15 protein-coding genes and 1 riboswitch are annotated in these 15,704 nt (G+C 60.5%); of the genes, 8 read left to right on the top strand and 7 right to left on the bottom strand.

The annotated features are described in order from the left end of the window. Positions 1-47: 47 nt before the first annotated feature. The 5 genes from AB4Y85_RS07025 to AB4Y85_RS07005 all read left to right on the top strand — a co-directional run bounded on the left by AB4Y85_RS07025 (position 48) and on the right by AB4Y85_RS07005 (position 4,426). The gene (locus tag AB4Y85_RS07025) at positions 48-605 is read left to right on the top strand and encodes a PRC-barrel domain-containing protein (RefSeq protein ID WP_441984160.1); all 558 of its coding nucleotides are present in this window, start codon (positions 48-50) and stop codon (positions 603-605) included. A 122-nt stretch (positions 606-727) separates the two neighbouring features. Continuing rightward, positions 728-840, top strand: a riboswitch (TPP riboswitch). After that, positions 829-1,437: a YkoF family thiamine/hydroxymethylpyrimidine-binding protein gene (locus AB4Y85_RS07020; protein ID WP_441984159.1), complete on the top strand. Its 609-nt coding sequence runs from the start codon at positions 829-831 to the stop codon at positions 1,435-1,437. It overlaps the preceding riboswitch by 12 nt. Positions 1,438-1,471: 34 nt before the next feature. Then, positions 1,472-2,056, top strand: a complete 585-nt coding sequence (locus AB4Y85_RS07015) for an ECF transporter S component (protein ID WP_441984158.1) — start codon at positions 1,472-1,474, stop codon at positions 2,054-2,056. After that, positions 2,031-3,698, top strand: coding sequence for an ABC transporter ATP-binding protein (locus AB4Y85_RS07010; protein WP_441984157.1), 1,668 nt, complete (start codon positions 2,031-2,033; stop codon positions 3,696-3,698). The genes AB4Y85_RS07015 and AB4Y85_RS07010 overlap by 26 nt, the downstream gene beginning before the upstream one ends. Further along, complete coding sequence (locus tag AB4Y85_RS07005) at positions 3,692-4,426, top strand: energy-coupling factor transporter transmembrane component T family protein (RefSeq protein WP_441984156.1); 735 nt, start codon at positions 3,692-3,694, stop codon at positions 4,424-4,426. Before AB4Y85_RS07010 ends, AB4Y85_RS07005 begins: the two co-directional genes overlap by 7 nt. Positions 4,427-4,490: 64 nt before the next feature. On the opposite strand, the gene AB4Y85_RS07000 is transcribed toward AB4Y85_RS07005, so the two are convergent. From AB4Y85_RS07000 to AB4Y85_RS06990, 3 genes are all read right to left on the bottom strand, one after another. After that, positions 4,491-5,480 (bottom strand): GTP pyrophosphokinase, encoded by a 990-nt coding sequence (locus AB4Y85_RS07000; protein WP_441984155.1) that lies wholly within the window; start codon positions 5,478-5,480, stop codon positions 4,491-4,493. Further along, positions 5,477-6,520 carry a nucleoid-associated protein gene (locus tag AB4Y85_RS06995; RefSeq protein WP_441984154.1) on the bottom strand — a complete coding sequence of 348 codons (1,044 nt, stop codon included), beginning with the start codon at positions 6,518-6,520 and terminating at the stop codon, positions 5,477-5,479. Before AB4Y85_RS06995 ends, AB4Y85_RS07000 begins: the two co-directional genes overlap by 4 nt. Positions 6,521-6,694: 174 nt before the next feature. Then, positions 6,695-7,285, bottom strand: a complete 591-nt coding sequence (locus AB4Y85_RS06990; RefSeq protein WP_441984153.1) for a hypothetical protein — start codon at positions 7,283-7,285, stop codon at positions 6,695-6,697. Between the two features lie 729 nt (positions 7,286-8,014). Between AB4Y85_RS06990 and AB4Y85_RS06985 the strand changes: the two genes are divergently transcribed. Continuing rightward, on the top strand, positions 8,015-8,956 hold the full coding sequence (locus AB4Y85_RS06985; protein WP_441984152.1) for a DMT family transporter: 942 nt from the start codon (positions 8,015-8,017) through the stop codon (positions 8,954-8,956). 3 nt (positions 8,957-8,959) lie between these two features. On the opposite strand, the gene AB4Y85_RS06980 is transcribed toward AB4Y85_RS06985, so the two are convergent. After that, positions 8,960-9,847, bottom strand: a complete 888-nt coding sequence (locus AB4Y85_RS06980) for a LysR substrate-binding domain-containing protein (protein ID WP_441984151.1) — start codon at positions 9,845-9,847, stop codon at positions 8,960-8,962. Between the two features lie 281 nt (positions 9,848-10,128). On the opposite strand from AB4Y85_RS06980, the gene AB4Y85_RS06975 reads away from it, so the two are divergent. Then, positions 10,129-10,446: a DUF1127 domain-containing protein gene (locus tag AB4Y85_RS06975; protein WP_441984150.1), complete on the top strand. Its 318-nt coding sequence runs from the start codon at positions 10,129-10,131 to the stop codon at positions 10,444-10,446. Positions 10,447-10,495: 49 nt separating this feature from the next. On the opposite strand, the gene AB4Y85_RS06970 is transcribed toward AB4Y85_RS06975, so the two are convergent. From AB4Y85_RS06970 to AB4Y85_RS06960, 3 genes are all read right to left on the bottom strand, one after another. After that, complete coding sequence (locus AB4Y85_RS06970; RefSeq protein WP_441984149.1) at positions 10,496-11,230, bottom strand: DUF937 domain-containing protein; 735 nt, start codon at positions 11,228-11,230, stop codon at positions 10,496-10,498. Positions 11,231-11,326: 96 nt separating this feature from the next. Further along, a complete protein-coding gene (locus AB4Y85_RS06965; RefSeq protein WP_441984148.1) occupies positions 11,327-12,709 on the bottom strand; it encodes an MATE family efflux transporter in 1,383 nt (460 codons plus the stop codon). Continuing rightward, the gene (locus AB4Y85_RS06960) at positions 12,709-14,559 is read right to left on the bottom strand and encodes a monovalent cation:proton antiporter-2 (CPA2) family protein (protein ID WP_441984147.1); all 1,851 of its coding nucleotides are present in this window, start codon (positions 14,557-14,559) and stop codon (positions 12,709-12,711) included. The genes AB4Y85_RS06965 and AB4Y85_RS06960 overlap by 1 nt, the downstream gene beginning before the upstream one ends. A 184-nt stretch (positions 14,560-14,743) precedes the next feature. Between AB4Y85_RS06960 and ispH the strand changes: the two genes are divergently transcribed. After that, complete coding sequence (gene ispH, locus AB4Y85_RS06955) at positions 14,744-15,703, top strand: 4-hydroxy-3-methylbut-2-enyl diphosphate reductase (protein ID WP_441984146.1); 960 nt, start codon at positions 14,744-14,746, stop codon at positions 15,701-15,703. The last annotated feature ends 1 nt before the right edge of the window (position 15,704 follow it).

The raw sequence follows: 15,704 nt of genomic DNA, 5'->3' as shown, positions 1-15,704 counted from the left end.
ACTTGTGAGGAAATGGAGGCGGGGCGTCCTTTTGAAGGGAGGCCTGCATGCGAACCTATTATGTCTTCCAATCCGGCGCGACGCCCGGGCTGCGCGGTTTCGCGGATGAGCCGCGCGAGAATATTCTTCCCGCCGAGTATGGCCCCTGGGTGCTGGCGCAGCAGATCGAACCGGACGAGGAATGGACGCTCGATGTCAGCCGCGCGGTCGTTGCAGCCGGCATCATCGAGAACGGCTATTATCTCGACGGCCCGCTCAAGGAGGCGGCCCCCAGGCCCGTGATCGAAAGCCACCGCGTGGAGGGAACGGCGGTCTATGACAGCAACAACAATCAGATCGGCACGATCAAGCGGCTCATCATCGAGAAGGTGAGCGGGCGTGTGCTCTATGTGGACGTGACCTTCGGCGGCTTCCTCGGCATGGGCGTTCGCCACCACACGATCCCGTGGGGCATGCTGACTTATGACAGGGAACTGGAAGGCTATCGCACCGGCATCACAGAAGATCAGTTGCGCGCCGCGCCTGTTTTCGAAACGGAGCATCGCAGTTGGCTCGACAGGCGGCGCGAGCGTGAGATGCAGGATTACTGGCAGGGCTTTCCGTGAGGCTCGATGCTCTCTCCCGTCATCGCCAGCCTTGTGCCGGTGACGACGGGAGGTTCGTATCGAGCCGCATTGATGCCGCAACTAACCCATTGCGCAGCGCCGGCGGATGATGCTAAGCATTGCTCATTCCACAGGGGTGCTCCGTATCGCCGGGGCTGAGATGATGGCGCGAAGCCGTCGGACCCTTCAGCTGATCTGGATAATACCAGCGGAGCGAGGCGGCATGTTTTCAGGAGCACAGGTCTCCCTTTATCCCATGTCCGACAATTTCGTCGGCATCATTCTCAAAGCCATCGGTGCACTTGAGCCTTATCGAGCGAACTTTCGCATCGAGACGGACGACATGTCGACTTTGCTCGTCGGCCCGCCCGATCAGCTGTTTCCAGCCATGCGCGATCTCTTCGCTGCTGCGGCGAACGGCGGCACGCATTGCGTTCTCGCCGCCACCGTATCGCGCGGATGCCCCGGCGAGCCGGACGATCCGATCTGCACGCCGATCGAAGGCTCCGCTTTCGACAAGCCGTTGCCGGAGCGCATCGCTGCAGCGCTCGCGGCCGTCGAATCCGCACCGCGTCTGGGCTTGAGCGTTGCGGCGCAGTTCTCGCTCTATCCGCTCGGAAACGGGCATCACATGGATGAGATCTACGGCTGCATCGAGTTTTTGAAGAACTCGGGCGTCTTCGACAGGTCGAAGAATTTCTGCACCAAGCTGCGTGGCGATGCAGGCCCTGTCTTCGCGACATTGAGCGAAGCCTTCCTACGCTTCGGTGCACCGCAGGGCCATGTGGCGCTCGACCTCAAGGTCTCGGCGAACAGCCCAAGCAAAATCTGACGACCATCCACTTCATTATCGAAAGAGGCCAACCATGTCCCATGGGCGTGTCTGGACATTGAGGGAAACCCTCATCGTCGCTGTTCTTGGCGCGGTCTTCGCCGTGCTTTATCTCGGCTGGGTGCAAGTCTGGCTCATCGCGCAGGCGATTTTCGGGCCTGTCACCATGGATGTGGTGATGGGCTTCTGGTTCATCACATCGATGGTCGCCGCCGCCATCATCCGCAAGCCCGGCGCGGCTTTCGCGGTGGAGGTGTTGACCGCCGGCGTGCAGATCCTGCTAGGCAGTCCTGCGGGCTTGCTGTTGCTGGTCACGGGTGCGGTTCAGGGCGCGGGCGCGGAACTGGCATTCGCCGCGACGCGCTGGCGCAATTATTCGCTGCCGGTGATGATGGCGGCGGGCGTGGGCGCGGCCATCTTCTCCTTCGCCTATACCTGGATCCGCTTCGATTACGGCGCGTTGCAGCCGGGCCTGCTCATCGCGATGTTCGTGCTGCGCTGCGTGAGCGGAGCCGTGCTCGGCGGCTGGCTCGGGCATATAATCGTGCAGGCGCTTTATAAGACCGGTGCTTTGTCCGGACTGGCGATCGATCATGACAAACGAGCCGCAGCGGCCTGAGGGCATCGCGCTCTGGAGGGGAGTGGAAGTCCGCTATCCCTTCGCGAAGGACAGCGCGGTCGGTCCCGTTGATCTGTCGATCGGGCGCGGCGAGCGCGTGCTGCTCCTCGGGCCGTCCGGCTCCGGCAAGTCCACGCTGCTGCTGACGCTGACCGGGCTCATTCCGGCCAGCATCCCAGCGGAGGTGTGCGGCGAGGTTACGCTCTTCGGCGAGGATGTGAGCACGCGGAAACCGTGGCACTGGGCGGCGCAGGTCGCGCAGTATTTTCAGGATGCGGACCAGACACTCACCGGCATGCGCGTGGAGGACGAGATCGCCTTCGCGCTGGAAAGCCGCGCGCTGCCGCCCATTGAAATCACTGAGACGATCACGCAGGCCATGCGTCGCGTCGGCCTGCCGGATGCGTGGCGCGCGCGTCGCTCCTCGACGCTGTCGGGCGGGGAGAAGCAGCTCGTGGCACTCGCGGCAACGCTCGTGCAGGATGCCGAGCTCTTTGTCGCGGACGAGCCCACGGCCCATCTCGCGCCGGAAGCCGCGGATCGCCTGCATGCCTTGCTGAGCAATAAGGCGTTCGACAGAAGCATCCTCATCGTCGATCATCGCCTCGAAGGCCTGATCGAGTTCATCGACCGCGTGGTCGTGCTGGGCAGAAGCGGGAGCATCATCGCGCAGGGCTGTCCGCGCGAGATGTTCCGCCGTCATCGGGATGACCTCGCCAACCACGGCATCTGGCGGCCTGCCGCGAGCGTGCTCGATGCAGACTTATACGCAGCGGGACTTGCCTCACCGACACCGCCGCTCTCCATTCCCGAAGCGCTGGATCATCTCGATCCGCACACTATCGCGAAGGCGCGCCCCGTGGTGGAGGCATTCGTGGGGGCTTACGCGCCTCGTATCGCGCAAGCCTCCGCGCAGGCGCCGGTGGTGGTGAAACTCGCGGGCGCCGAATGCGCGCCGTTCCTCGGCCCCATTGTGCTGCGCGGCGTGGACCTGACGATGCGCCAAGGCGAAGTCCTCGGCATCCTGGGCGCGAATGGCGCGGGCAAATCCACGCTGGGCCTGTGCCTTGCGGGGCTGCTGCCCCTGAGGGCGGGCAGGCGCGAGGGGAAGCCCGGCGGCTATGCGTTCCAGCGGCCGGAGAATCAGTTCACGGAAGGCAGCGTCGCGGAGGAAATCGCCTCCATTTTTCCGAAGCATTGGTCCGAGGCCGAGAGACGCGCGCGCATCGCTGAAATTCTCGCCGCATGGGGTCTCGACGGATTCGGCAACCGCCATCCTTTCGAGCTGTCGCAGGGCCAGAAGCGGAGGCTGGCATTGGCCACTCTCACCGCGTCGGACCGCTGGCCGCTTCTGGTGCTGGACGAGCCGCTGGCGGGCCTCGATGCGCGTGGAGCGGATAAGCTCACCCGGACCATCGAGATGCTGCAGGCGCAAGGTCGCACGATCGCCATCATCACGCACGACATGGATTTCGCGATGCGCCTGTGCCCGCGCTCCATCGTGGTGGGGGAGGGCGGCATTCTCGCCGACGGGCCGACGCAACATCTGATAGAGGACGCGAGCCTGCTGCAACGCGCCGGGCTGAAAGAGCCCGTGCATATGCAGGCCGTGCGCTGGCTGCGGCGGAATTCATCATGCTGAAGTCGCTTCACCCGCTCTCGAAACTCGTCGTCTGCGTCGTCGCGCTCACGGCATCCATCACCGTGTTCGATGCGCGCTTTCAAGCAGCGCTCTTCGCATCGGCGTTCCTGGCGCTGCTCGTCATCAACCGCACGCCGCTTCTCACGCTGCTGGCGCTGACGGTGCCGTTCGCGCTGTTCGGCTTCGGCTTTCTCACCACGAGCATCCTGTTCCGGCAGGAGAGCGATTTCGCCGTGCGGATAGCGGGCGAGGCGTTGTGGCACAGGCAAGGTCTCTCGGCAGGAATCGTGCTTTTCTCCCGCGCGCTCGCCTGCGGCATGATCTCGGCCTTCTTCGCGCTCACCACCGATCCCGGCGCCTTCGTGCGCAGCCTCATGCTGCACTTAAAGCTGCCGCCGCGCATCGGCTATTCCCTGTTCGCCGCCATGCAGCTCGTGCCCGATCTCGCGGCAGAAGCCCAGCAGATGCGCTTCGCCCGCGCCATGAAAGCAGGGCGTATCCCGCGCCGCATTCCCCGCCCGATGGAGGCCGCCAGCCTCGTCATCCCACTCCTCGCCTACGCCATCCGCCGCGCCGGCCGCACCGCCATGGCCATGGAGGCGAGGGGACTTTCACCGGATGGGCCGCGCACGATTCTGAATGCGCCGCGTTTTAAGGAAAGGGATGCGGTGTTTGCCGTTGTGGGATTAGGGGTGATTGCGGGATGTGGGATAGTGACACTGCTATGAGTTTGGCCTCTGTTATGTACCCACGATCCTAATAGACATTCTCATATAATCTAACTTAGGCGATTTAGTTCAGACCCATCCCAAGGTCCGCATAAATAATTTCAAGCTCATCATCTGATAATGGACTGTTGTGCTTAGCCATGGCTGGCGAATGTGCTACACAAAAATAGACCAATAGAATTGCGGGCACTCGGTAAAGAGTCGATTCCATAGATCGGACTTTTACACGATTGGATATGAACTGCTTGTTATCGAGAAAAGGCTGCAGATCACTGATGAAATTCTCAGGTGCTATATCCTTATAGTGGTCAATTAAAAGAGAGTTGAGCGGACTCAGACTGGAAGATAGGCCAGTAATTGCCTCATGTTGTTCCGCTACGACAGCTGCAATCTTACGGTATGAAGCCGTCGCTTTGCTCAAGACGTTCGCGACTTGGGAAAAATAATCATCTGTTGCCTCAATGAGTGCCATGCTCTTCGCGACGGCACGTTTCATTTCGGGGGTGGCGGCTACCGTCGGCTTATAAATTGTATCATGTGTGAGCTCACTGTATGCGTGTTGCATCAGTGTTCTAATTTGGATTTCGCAAGGAATTCCTTCTGGTATCGCGGTTTCACCATAGCGATTACCCAATTTTGAGTAGGTAATGTAGTGGACTGATTGATAGTCAAAAACGAAAGGCCTTTCTGCTCGCTCCTCTTGAAAATCTCTAGCCTTTTGCGCGCTCCAAAACTGAGGATTATGCAAAATGGCGTCTTCAATCGTTTTTATATCCTCGGAGAGAAGGACAACAAAACGAAGGCCGACTTTATCTTCGATACCTGCATAAGGATCAGTATAGTTCTTCAGACGATAGAAGGCTTTCTGAATTAGAGAATCTTCAGTTTTTAATCGTGGTATGACAGGCATTCGAAGGAAGAGTTCCAACTGTGTTGGCATAACTTTTCCTTTGATTGCTTCCGAAAGTTGCTCGGCGACAAAGTTACCCCATGCTTGATAAATGGGTTGCTCGTTTCTCCAACGACTAAGGAATTTCTGCTCGTCATGTGTCATGATTGATCAGTCATAGGACGGCGAACTGTTATTTGCGTCCATACCTCGCTTCCATCTCCACCAAATTTAAATGCAGGCCCTGTATCTATTATGACTTCTTCATTTAATAGAGCTTCCGAAGAAGCCGAAAATTCAATTTCATTTCCAAAGCGGAATTTGCGTCTCCGAAGACGGTTCCCCATACTCGAAATGTCTCGAATTACTGCTCGTGTAGGAAATTGCTTAGTTTCGAGGAATCTGAAATAGGGATCTCTGAGCTCAACGGGCAGGTACTTTTCGGAGAATTCCTGTGATGTAAATGTTGGTGCTTGTTCTGTTTTTATGAAAGTGTAGAGCGCATCTCCCAAATCTCGTCTGACCTCTGGCGTTAGATTCGCCTTGCGCATAAAATCTTTAGTGAGGTCATAGAAACGTGACGTTTCGTAGGGTCCGTTTTCGGGAAAAGTGCATCCTAGGAAATTTTCATAGAAGTACTGAGCCGCACTTTCTCGATGGCTGGTCGTAATGTTGCTATCGAAAACGAGAGCGGACCATGCATCTGCCCTAGATGCTTTCGGGTTGGTTTCAATCAAGAAACCAATTTTGTAAAGCCGCTGTGCTGGCGTTAGAAAGATGTCATCTAAGAATTCTGTTATCGTAGATTTTATGCCGCGATTTCGCCGAAACCCTGATTGAGTTTCAGCTTTGATGGTGCCCACGAAGCGGCACTCAGGCGTGCCGATAGTTCCATCAAAAACGATTACGACGCCCCCAGGAACCCCGCGTGCCATCTGAGCACTAATTAGCTTATCTGGGACGCCACGTGATTTTTGTAGGTACTCGTCGTCTGTAGCTCTGACCATTGATTCGGCTAATGCCACCATGCTGCTGTCATCAGCATTCAATATTCGCATCGTCATACTTTTCGATTGAGCGGAAAGTGCATCCATAATCCGTAAATGAAATTGGGCATGTGCCCTCTGCGGCAGCACCTCAAGCTCTGTTGCATATATTGGTGCAACTGGTTTTCGGTCTTCACCGCGCTTGAAGATTTCGTGCATAACTATGCGCCCGACCGTAAGGTTCTCTAGTTTCAATTTAGCCCCTACTTCAATGCGTGTTTAAATCGCTCGTTGTGGGAAATTAAACCAAGAAAACTCTAGAGTTGAAAATAGTACCTTTTTTGCGTGAACAAATAAAGAACAGGCCTTACTGAGTACTTTCTTGCGCCATCCTCAAATCCCCCCGCCGCTTTCAAACCACCATTCCTGCACCTCCCAGCCGTAGCCTTCCTCTTCCTGGATGCGCTGCAGATGGGCGGCGAGAACGTCGCGCAGCTCGTTGAGGGAGCGGGCGGGTGGCTCGTTGGCATATACGTATTCGGGGTCAGCGGTGTTGCCAGTAGCAGAACGATCCCGGGCGGCTTGGGCCGCCTGGCGGGCGGCGAGCTTATCCATGTCGGTGAGGGTGCGGGTCAGGCGGGCGAGCGGCTGCAGGCCGCGCTGGGCGAGTTCAATGGGTTGAGATTCGAGGGCTTCGGCGGTGCGCTCGGTGAGGGCCCAGAGCTTCTGAGTCACGCGCTCGCGCTGGTCGCCGATGCGGGCGGGCAGGGGCGCGCCGGGCGGGCGACGCCAGTTGTTCTCGGTGGCGTAGCGCGAAACGGTGGCGGCCGAGACGCCCAGCTCCTCGCCGATGCGCGCATAGGAGCGGGTGCCGCCTTCCACCAGATCGCGCATCTGCGCGATGCAGTCAGGGGAGAGCTTTTCGCGGAGCGAGCGGCTGCGGGCGCTTCGGGGTTCGGCGGGGCGGTTTTTGGTGCGGGGCATGGCGACAATCAATATTAGAACAAAACATGAACAAAGTAGCGAGTATGGGAGAATAGTCAAGGTTGAGGAGAGTTGGATTCGCGCAGGGCAGGAAGGCTTGGGGCAGGGCAAGGCAGGCGGGTTTGCCTCCCTTTTACGGAGGGGGCGGGGTGGGTGTGGGATGAACGGGTGAAAGCTATCGAGGTCGGGCGCTGTCCCAACCTCTCGCGTGCGGGAGAGATTGACGCGCGTCGGGGCGGCGAGTGAGGGAGTGCCGTTTCCGGAGACGGCATTCCCTCACCCCTGCCCCTCTCCCACATGGGAGAGGGGGTGCTTGCGGAGCTGTTCGTGTTCACTGGAGGATGTCGGGGCATGGGAAGATCGTGCGCGATCGGCTTCATATGCTCCGGGGAGTGCGGGGCGGATCGGGGCCGAGCCGTCGCCGGGTTCTGCTGTTGCCGGAATTGGACCCCAGGGGAGGGCCGGATGGCCTGATGGGGCTATGGGATTTGCGGGTGGATCGGGGTGGCCTATCTCTTCTTCCGTTAGGGAATGATGCTCTCCGGCCTGTAGCTGATTCAGGGCGCTGTAACAGATTTTCTTATTGTTATTCAATTATTTAAGCGCAATTTCAGAGTGCTGGCTTGGAACGTTTCATCACCGTTGCGGCGGCAATCGATGACAATTCATCATTTGTGCTGATGATCCGCTGGGCGTAACGGTGATGCGAAGAAGATTTGAGGGAATGCCATGAGCCACGCCAGCTCTCCCGCCAGTGCCGCCATGCCTGCGTCCGATACGAAGCGGCTCGATACGAGCACGCTCGGGCTTTATGTCGCCACCGTGTTCCTGTGGGGCGTGAGCTGGATCGGCATCCGTGCGCAGCTCGGGGTCGTGGCGCCGGAAATGTCGGTGCTGTGGCGCTTCGCGCTGGCGGCGCTTCTGATGTGGGGCTGGGTTCTGGCCTCGGGGCACCGGGTGCGTTTCGGGCTTGCCGATCACCTGCGCTTCATGGCGGTGGGGTGCTGCCTGTTCTCGTTCAACTTCATCTCGTTCTATTACGGCGGCTTGAGCGTGCCCTCGGGCCTGCTCTCGGTGGTGTTCTCGCTCGCCTCCGTGTTCAATTTAGGCCTCGGGTTCATCGTCTTCCGGCAGAAGGTGGAGCCGCGCGTGGCGCTCGGCGGGCTCATCGGCGTTTTGGGAATCGGGCTTTTGTTCTGGCCGGAAATCACGGGCGCGGGCTTCAATGCCGATGCGCTGAAGGGCCTTGGGCTCTGCGTGATGGGCACCCTGTTCTTCTGCTCGGGCAACATGATCTCGACCGTCGTCCAGAAGCGCGGCGTGCCGCTGTTGTCGGCCACCGCCTGGGGCATGACCTATGGCTGCGTGGTGCTGGTCGCCATCAACCTGTTTCGCGAGAACGCCTTCACCATCGAGCCGACGCTGAAATATGTGGGCTCGCTCGTTTATCTCGCGGTCGGCGCATCGGTTTTGGCCTTCATGGCCTATCTCACGCTGCTGCGGCGTCTCGGGGCCGCGCGGGCGGGCTACGCGACGGTGCTGTTTCCCATCGTGGCGCTGACGGTCTCGACCCTGGTCGAGGGCTATCAGTGGACGCTGCTCGCAGGTCTCGGCGTCGCGCTGGCGCTTGTCGGCAACGTGCTGGTTCTGCGCAAGCCCGCCGCGAAATAGGTGTTATTCGGCGGCGGCCGGCATCGTGCGGGTCGAGCCGAGATTGTCCAGCGACTGCTTGATGTGAAAGCCCAAGGCATCCGCCAGCGGATTCTCCTCGCCGCGGGAGCGGATCAGGCCGATCTTGCACGAGGGCAGGGCGGGGAAGCCGTCGGAGGGGCCGAGGATCCGCATGCCGGGGCGCACGGCGCTTTCCGGCAAAACGGAGACCGCGAGGCCCGCCATCACCGCAGCGCCGACAGCCGTGGAATGCCAGCTCACATAAGCGACGCGGAAGGCGCGGCTCGCGCTCTCCAGCGCCTCGGTGGCGGAGTGGCGCCAGTCGCAGTTCGGGCGACCGAGCGCCAGGGGAATCGGGTCCTCCTCGTGCACGCCATGGCGCGCCGAGGTCACCCAGAGCAGCTGCTCGATGCGCACGATCTCGGATGGGCCGCGCCGGTCGACATGAGTGATGATCGCGAGATCCAGATCGCCGTGCTGCACGCGCTCGATCAGGTTATGCGTCGGCTCGCACATCACCGTCACCTCGGCCTTCGGGTTCGAGCGCGAGAAGCGGGCCAGGATCTCCGGCAGGTAGCGGTCGGCGTAATCGTCGGGGAGCCCTAAGCGCACGCGCCCGGTGAGCTCATGCTCGTTGAAGGAGGCCATGCATTCCGTGTTCAGCCGCACGATCCGGCGGGCGTAATCCAGAAGGCGCTCGCCCTCGTCGGTGAGCTTCGACAGGCGCCCGTCGCGCTCGAAGATCGCCTTGCCGACCCGGTCCTCCAGCCGCTTCATCTGCATGGACACGGCGCTCTGCGTCTTATGCACGATCTCCGCCGCACGGGTGAACGACCCCGTATCCGCAATCGCCACGAAGGTCCGAAGCTGGTCGATATCAAGCAGGTGCATAGCCTAGGTTCCATCATCAATATTCATGATGATACATATCTCAAACAATCGCTTCAAGTGATGAAATGATTCGTGCTACATATTCCAACAGAAAAAAATTTAGTATTTAAAATCAAAGACTTATCATGAGTTTCCTGTGGCGTGCTTCTTTGGCGCCGCTGATATTTCTTTGAAAGATCTCTGACAGATCTTTGGTGCTTCTCGGATGGCTCACGGAGAGTTTTCCGGCAGTCCATGGATCGGCAACCGAGCAGCACCGACAGGCGATAAGGAGACCTGACATGACCCGGTCCGCAGCAACCGTTAAGCCCCTCCCCGGAACCCTGATCCTGGGTCAGTTCGCGCGAGTGCTCATCTCCATCGTCAAAGCTTTCAGGGATCGTCGGGAGATTATGAATCTCGCCGAGTTCGACGACAGGATGCTGGCGGATATCGGGCTCACCCGTGGTGATGTGAGAAGCGCTCTTGAGGAACCGATGCACCTCAGCCCGTCATGGGTGTTGGTTCGACGCGCCGACCAGCGGGCGCGAACGGAGCGGGCGGTTGAGTCCGCGCGGAAGATCCGGCCCGCCGTTTCGTTCGTGAAGAAGGCTGCCTAACGCATCGGTCCAAAAAGTGGATTTGCACTTTCTGGATCAATCCGATGCTCTAGGACTTCTTCGGATCGGCCTTCCAGGCATCCTCCAGAATGGATTGAAGGGACGTGAAATACTGCAACTGCATCTCGTGTCCCTTTTCCATCATGTCCTGCCATGGAGCGGATTGCTGCGGAGGCGGCTCCGGCTGCTTCTGAGTGGGGGCCATCTGGAGAAAGACCGTCATCATGTCTTGGAACGGATTGGCGGGCGGCTTCTGCTCAGTGGTGGCTTTCATCCACCCTTCCCAAAGCTCGGCCCATGGATTGCCGGATGAAAGTTGCGCCTTCGCTTCCTCTGGAGGCGAGAAGTTTTGCGTCATTTGCGCATGCGCCGCCATCCATTGCGCTACACCGCCGGCGAAGATACCGGCAAGAAGGGGCAGGATCTGCTGCATCGTTTCGACGCCGATCCCGGCGTAATCCGCTGCCTGATGCGCCACGCGGCGGCTGGCATCGTCGGAGCCGAAGAGCTGGTCGAGAAGAACATGCCCTTCTTTCTGCGCTTGCGGAAAGAAGGAGGGTCCGGGCGCCTGCCAGAAGGTCTGGTAGCCCCCGCTCATCAGGGACTGGATAAACGGGCCGGCATTGGGGGATGTCATGGCGTGCTGAAGGCCCATCATGAAGGCCGGCATGAAAGCGGCCATCGCCTTCTGCTGCTGATCTCCCGAGAGATGAAACTGCCGGGCAAGAGCATCGAAACCTGCATTTCCTTGAGCTTGGCGGATCAGATCGAACCAGTTGAGCATGGCAGACTCCTCTATGGCATCGGACGCAAAAGTGGACTTTCACTTTTGGGGTCGATCCGATGCTTCCTGCTTCAATGAGAGCATCGTCGCCCCGGCTCACGGAGCAGGAGCAGCTTGCCTCTCCAGACGGCGGATTGTCCAGAACGCAGTGATGATGGCGGCGATGCCGAAAACGATGGAGCCCGCGCCGATGCCGATGAGGGCGCCTTTCGGGCCGCCGACATGGGCGCCGTAATAGGCGAAGGGGATCATGCCGAGCGTGGCGCGCCCCCAATTGAAGAAGGTAGACAGAAGCGGATAGCCGAGATTGTTGAACGAGGCGTTGGCCGTCAGGACGAGGCCGATAAAGAACCAGATGAAGCCGCTGAGCTGGCAGAAAAAGCGCACGAGTTCGGCGGTCGTCGGTGGCGCATTGAACGCGATGACGATCGGCACCTGGAGCAGGACCAGCAGCAGCCACATCGCGAAGACGTAGATGACGATGAAGATCAGCGCATCCTTGAGCGTCTGCCTCATGCGGTCATAACGATACGCTCCCCAGTTCTGCCCGAGAACGGGACCAATGGCGCCTGCCAGTGCGAAGAGACCGGCGAAGGCCACAGGCGTCACGCGGTCGATGATGGCCGAGGCCGCGATCACCTCATCGCCGAACTTCGAGAGGATGCCGGTGAAGAATCCGTTCGAAACCGGTGCTGCGATATTCGTCAGGATGGCGGGAATCGCGATGGTGAAGAAGGGCCGCGCGTCACCGATGACGGATGACAGGGTCGGGCGCATGAGGAGGCGGTGCGAGCCGATGAGGAAGCGATAGCCGACATAGAGGTAGGCGAGGCGGGCGATGTTGATGGTGATCGCCGCGCCGTTGGCATTGAGGCCGAGACCGAAGATCAGGATCGGGTCGAGGAAAACCGTGACAACCGCGATGGAGAGCGTGGCATACATGCTGCGCTTGGCGTCGCCTGCGGCCCGCAGCACGGTGGAAAAAGCCATGCCGAACGCCATCAGCGCGTTGGTCGGCAAGGTGATCCAGAGGAAATGCACGGCAACCTCATATGCCTGCCCGCGTGCACCCATGGCTCCGAGGATCGCAGGCAGCAGCGGTATGGCGATGACGCTGATGGCTGCGGCAACCGCCGCCATCAGGATGCTGCCCGAGGTCGCGAGCCGCCGGGCATCGTCATAGTGGCGTGCGCCCAATGCGCGCGACACGAGCGCGCCGATGGGGATCATCAGGCCGACATTGATCGAGACCGAGAAGAACATGACGACCGTGGCAAAGCCGACGCCGGCGGTCAGGCTCGGATCGTGAAGCCAGGAGATGTAGAGCAGCGAAACCAGATCGACGATGAAGATCGCGATGAGGCCCGCAGCGCCCGTTCCCGTCATCACGAGAACGTGGCGCATGGTTGAGCCGGTGACGAAAACCGGTGTCTCCACGCCTGAGACGGGCGCCACGGTTTCGGACGATCTGGCGTCCATCAAAGCACCTCTTCGCCGAGTATGTCGCGCGTCTCAGGACTGAGCGCCTTGGCGCGGCTGGTGGGTGAGGTGAGGGGCTCGGGTGTGATCTTCGCACCGACCACGAGCTCCGCGCCGCCCATGGTGCCGATTTCCTTCTGGAGCACGAGGCGGGCGATATCGCGCTTGCGTACATCCTGCGCGGCGGCGGCCGCACTGTCCGGGTCCGAGCCGAGTTCCTCCAGAGCGGCCCGTCCGAACACGATGGCGGATTCGAAGGACTCGCGCAGCTGGTAATCCACGTCGAGATTCATCAGACGAACCGCTTGAATGCGGTCATAGGCGCGCACGAAGCTTCGGGCATGCCTGAAATTCCCATGAATGATCTCGGTGATCCGCACGGTCGTCTCGGGATCATTCGTACACACGCAGATCATCTCGGCCTTCTCGGCGCCTGCCGCGCGCAGCACGTCGAGACGCGTTCCGTCGCCGTAATAGACCTTGAGGCCGAAGCGGGCCGCGTCGCGAACGCGCTCGACATCCGTGTCGATGACGGTGGCGTTGATGTTCTGCGCCAGCAGAACCTGATTGACGATCTGTCCGAAGCGCCCGAAACCGATGACCAGCACGCGGCTCGATCCTTCGCCTTCATGGTTTGGCAGTTCATCATAATCCGGCGCCGCTGCCTTTTCGGGGCGCGACTGAAGGGCTTTCTCGATCAGTGTCGAAAGCATGGGTCCGAGCAGCATCGTGATGGCGGCAAGCGCGGTCACGGGCTGCGCTTCGCTCGCCGCCATGAGCCCTAAGCCGGTTGCGACGGGCAGAAGCACGAAGGCGAATTCACCCGCCGTGCACAACAGGGCGCCGGAGCGCAGGCCGTCACGCCATGAAGAACCGAAGATCCGCGAGAGCACGGTGATCAATACCGTCTTGAGGACGATCACGGTGGGGGCGGCAATGGCAAGCATCATCCATTGCTGCTGCACGAGGGCGAGATCGATGGACATGCCCACGCTCATGAAGAACAGACCGAGCAGCATGCCCCGGAAGGGCTCGATATCCGCTTCCAGCTGATGGCGGAAATTCGACTCGGCGAGCAGCAATCCGGCGAGGAAGGCGCCCATGGCCATGGACAGGCCGACTTCCTCCATGAGAAGGGCCGCGCCGAGCACGACGAGAAGCGCGGACGCCGTCATGACCTCGCGCGCCCCCGTTCTGGCGAGGATGCGGAAGAAAGGGTTCAGTCCGTAACGGCCGATCACGATCACGAGGCCGATGGCGCCCAAGGTCTCCGCCACGGTGATCAGGCGGTCGAAAAGGGTTTCATGTTCCACTGCGGCGCCAGTGGCGAGGAGAGGCAGGATGGCGAGGACAGGAACGACCGACAGATCCTGGAACAGGAGGATCGCGAAGGAGCGCTGCCCATAGCCGGTCTGCAGGTCGTTGCGCTCTCCGAGCATCTGAAGCGCGATGGCCGTCGCCGAAAGCGCGACCGCGATGCCTGTCACGAAGGCCGCATTCATGGAGAAGCCCATTGCAACCGCCGCGGCACCGAGGCAGAGGGCCGTGAGCGCAAGCTGCGCGAAGCCCAACCCGAAGATGTCGCGCTTCATCGACCAGAGATGCGATATCTTGAGTTCGAGCCCGATGACGAAGAGCAGAAGCACTACGCCCAGTTCCGCCACCGTCGCGATGGTCTCCGGATCGCCGACGAGACCGAGCACGGAGGGGCCGATGACGACGCCCGCGGCCAGATAGCCGAGCACCGCGCTCAGGCCGAGGAGACGAAACACGGGCACGGCGATAACGGCCGCCCCGCAGAAGGTCAGGACAGGGGGAAGAAAGCTGACGTGGGAAGCTGCGGATGCCATCGAGAGTCTGCAAATCGGGTGGGGCGAACATCCTTTCTATGAGGTCTTGGGTGTCAGGGCGAGCCCCCTTAAGGGAACGCCGGGCAGAAATAGTCATTGTGTGACATTCGGAACCGGAACCACTTCACCGAAAAATGCTCTAGCGCTTGACAGGAGGGGCTTCCTCTCGCCACATCGCCCCATCATGACGAAGCCACCCCTCGATATCCTTCTCTGTGCCCCGCGCGGCTTCTGCGCGGGCGTCGTTCGCGCCATCGACGCGGTGGAGAAGGCGCTCGCGATCCATGGGGCGCCGGTCTATGTGCGCCACGAGATCGTCCATAACAAATACGTGGTGGAGGACCTGAAGCGGAAAGGCGCCGTCTTCGTGCGGGAACTCGATGAGATCCCCGATACGGACGCCCCGGTGATCTTTTCCGCCCATGGGGTGCCGAAGTCGGTTCCCGAGGCGGCGGAAGCCCGCAATTTCTTCGCCATCGACGCCACATGCCCCCTGGTGACCAAGGTCCACCGGGAGGCGCAGGTGCACCACAAGCGCGGCCGCCATATCATTCTCATCGGCCATGTCGGCCACCCGGAGGTCATCGGCACCATGGGGCAGCTGCCCGAGGGTGTCGTGACCCTGGTCGAGACGGTGGACGATATCGCCAGGCTCCAGCCTGCCGAGCCCGACAATCTTGCCTTCGTCACGCAGACCACCCTGTCGGTGGACGATACTCAAGGCATGGTCGATGCTTTGAAGGCACGCTTCCCGAGCATCGTCGGGCCTCACAAGGAAGACATCTGCTACGCGACCACCAACCGTCAGGGCGCGGTGAAGCGCGTGGCTCCCATGGTCGATGCGATGATCGTGGTGGGCTCTCCCAATTCGTCCAACTCCCAGCGCCTGCGCGAAGTCGCCGAGCGGGAAGGCTGCCCGCTGGTCCGCCTCATCCTGCGGGCGGACGACATCGACTGGTCCCTGTTCGGAAATGTCCGCCGCCTCGGCATCACCGCCGGCGCTTCGGCGCCCGAGATCCTGGTGGAGGAGATCATCGACGCCTTCGCCGAGCGCTACGAGGTCTCGGTGGAGAGCGTGTCCACGGCGGATGAGAGCGTGTTCTTTCCTCTCCCGCGCGAGTTGCGTGAGCAGGCGGCGGAGTAAG

Origin of the sequence: Microvirga sp. 2YAF29 (genome assembly GCF_052114605.1) — a bacterium.
Lineage (GTDB): Bacteria > Pseudomonadota > Alphaproteobacteria > Rhizobiales > Beijerinckiaceae > Microvirga.
This window is presented reverse-complemented; position numbering and strand designations above follow the sequence as displayed.

What these genes read in the sequence shown, in the direction of transcription:
- AB4Y85_RS06975 (WP_441984150.1), top strand. Translation starts at nt 10,129, where the DNA reads ATGACCCGGTCCGCAGCAACCGTTAAGCCCCTCCCCGGAACCCTGATC.
- AB4Y85_RS06990 (WP_441984153.1), bottom strand. Translation starts at nt 7,285, where the DNA reads ATGCCCCGCACCAAAAACCGCCCCGCCGAACCCCGAAGCGCCCGCAGC.
- AB4Y85_RS07015 (WP_441984158.1), top strand. Translation starts at nt 1,472, where the DNA reads ATGTCCCATGGGCGTGTCTGGACATTGAGGGAAACCCTCATCGTCGCT.
- ispH (WP_441984146.1), top strand. Translation starts at nt 14,744, where the DNA reads ATGACGAAGCCACCCCTCGATATCCTTCTCTGTGCCCCGCGCGGCTTC.
- AB4Y85_RS07025 (WP_441984160.1), top strand. Translation starts at nt 48, where the DNA reads ATGCGAACCTATTATGTCTTCCAATCCGGCGCGACGCCCGGGCTGCGC.
- AB4Y85_RS06985 (WP_441984152.1), top strand. Translation starts at nt 8,015, where the DNA reads ATGAGCCACGCCAGCTCTCCCGCCAGTGCCGCCATGCCTGCGTCCGAT.
- AB4Y85_RS07005 (WP_441984156.1), top strand. Translation starts at nt 3,692, where the DNA reads ATGCTGAAGTCGCTTCACCCGCTCTCGAAACTCGTCGTCTGCGTCGTC.
- AB4Y85_RS07020 (WP_441984159.1), top strand. Translation starts at nt 829, where the DNA reads ATGTTTTCAGGAGCACAGGTCTCCCTTTATCCCATGTCCGACAATTTC.
- AB4Y85_RS06970 (WP_441984149.1), bottom strand. Translation starts at nt 11,230, where the DNA reads ATGCTCAACTGGTTCGATCTGATCCGCCAAGCTCAAGGAAATGCAGGT.
- AB4Y85_RS06995 (WP_441984154.1), bottom strand. Translation starts at nt 6,520, where the DNA reads ATGCACGAAATCTTCAAGCGCGGTGAAGACCGAAAACCAGTTGCACCA.
- AB4Y85_RS06980 (WP_441984151.1), bottom strand. Translation starts at nt 9,847, where the DNA reads ATGCACCTGCTTGATATCGACCAGCTTCGGACCTTCGTGGCGATTGCG.
- AB4Y85_RS06960 (WP_441984147.1), bottom strand. Translation starts at nt 14,559, where the DNA reads ATGGCATCCGCAGCTTCCCACGTCAGCTTTCTTCCCCCTGTCCTGACC.
- AB4Y85_RS07010 (WP_441984157.1), top strand. Translation starts at nt 2,031, where the DNA reads ATGACAAACGAGCCGCAGCGGCCTGAGGGCATCGCGCTCTGGAGGGGA.
- AB4Y85_RS07000 (WP_441984155.1), bottom strand. Translation starts at nt 5,480, where the DNA reads ATGACACATGACGAGCAGAAATTCCTTAGTCGTTGGAGAAACGAGCAA.
- AB4Y85_RS06965 (WP_441984148.1), bottom strand. Translation starts at nt 12,709, where the DNA reads ATGGACGCCAGATCGTCCGAAACCGTGGCGCCCGTCTCAGGCGTGGAG.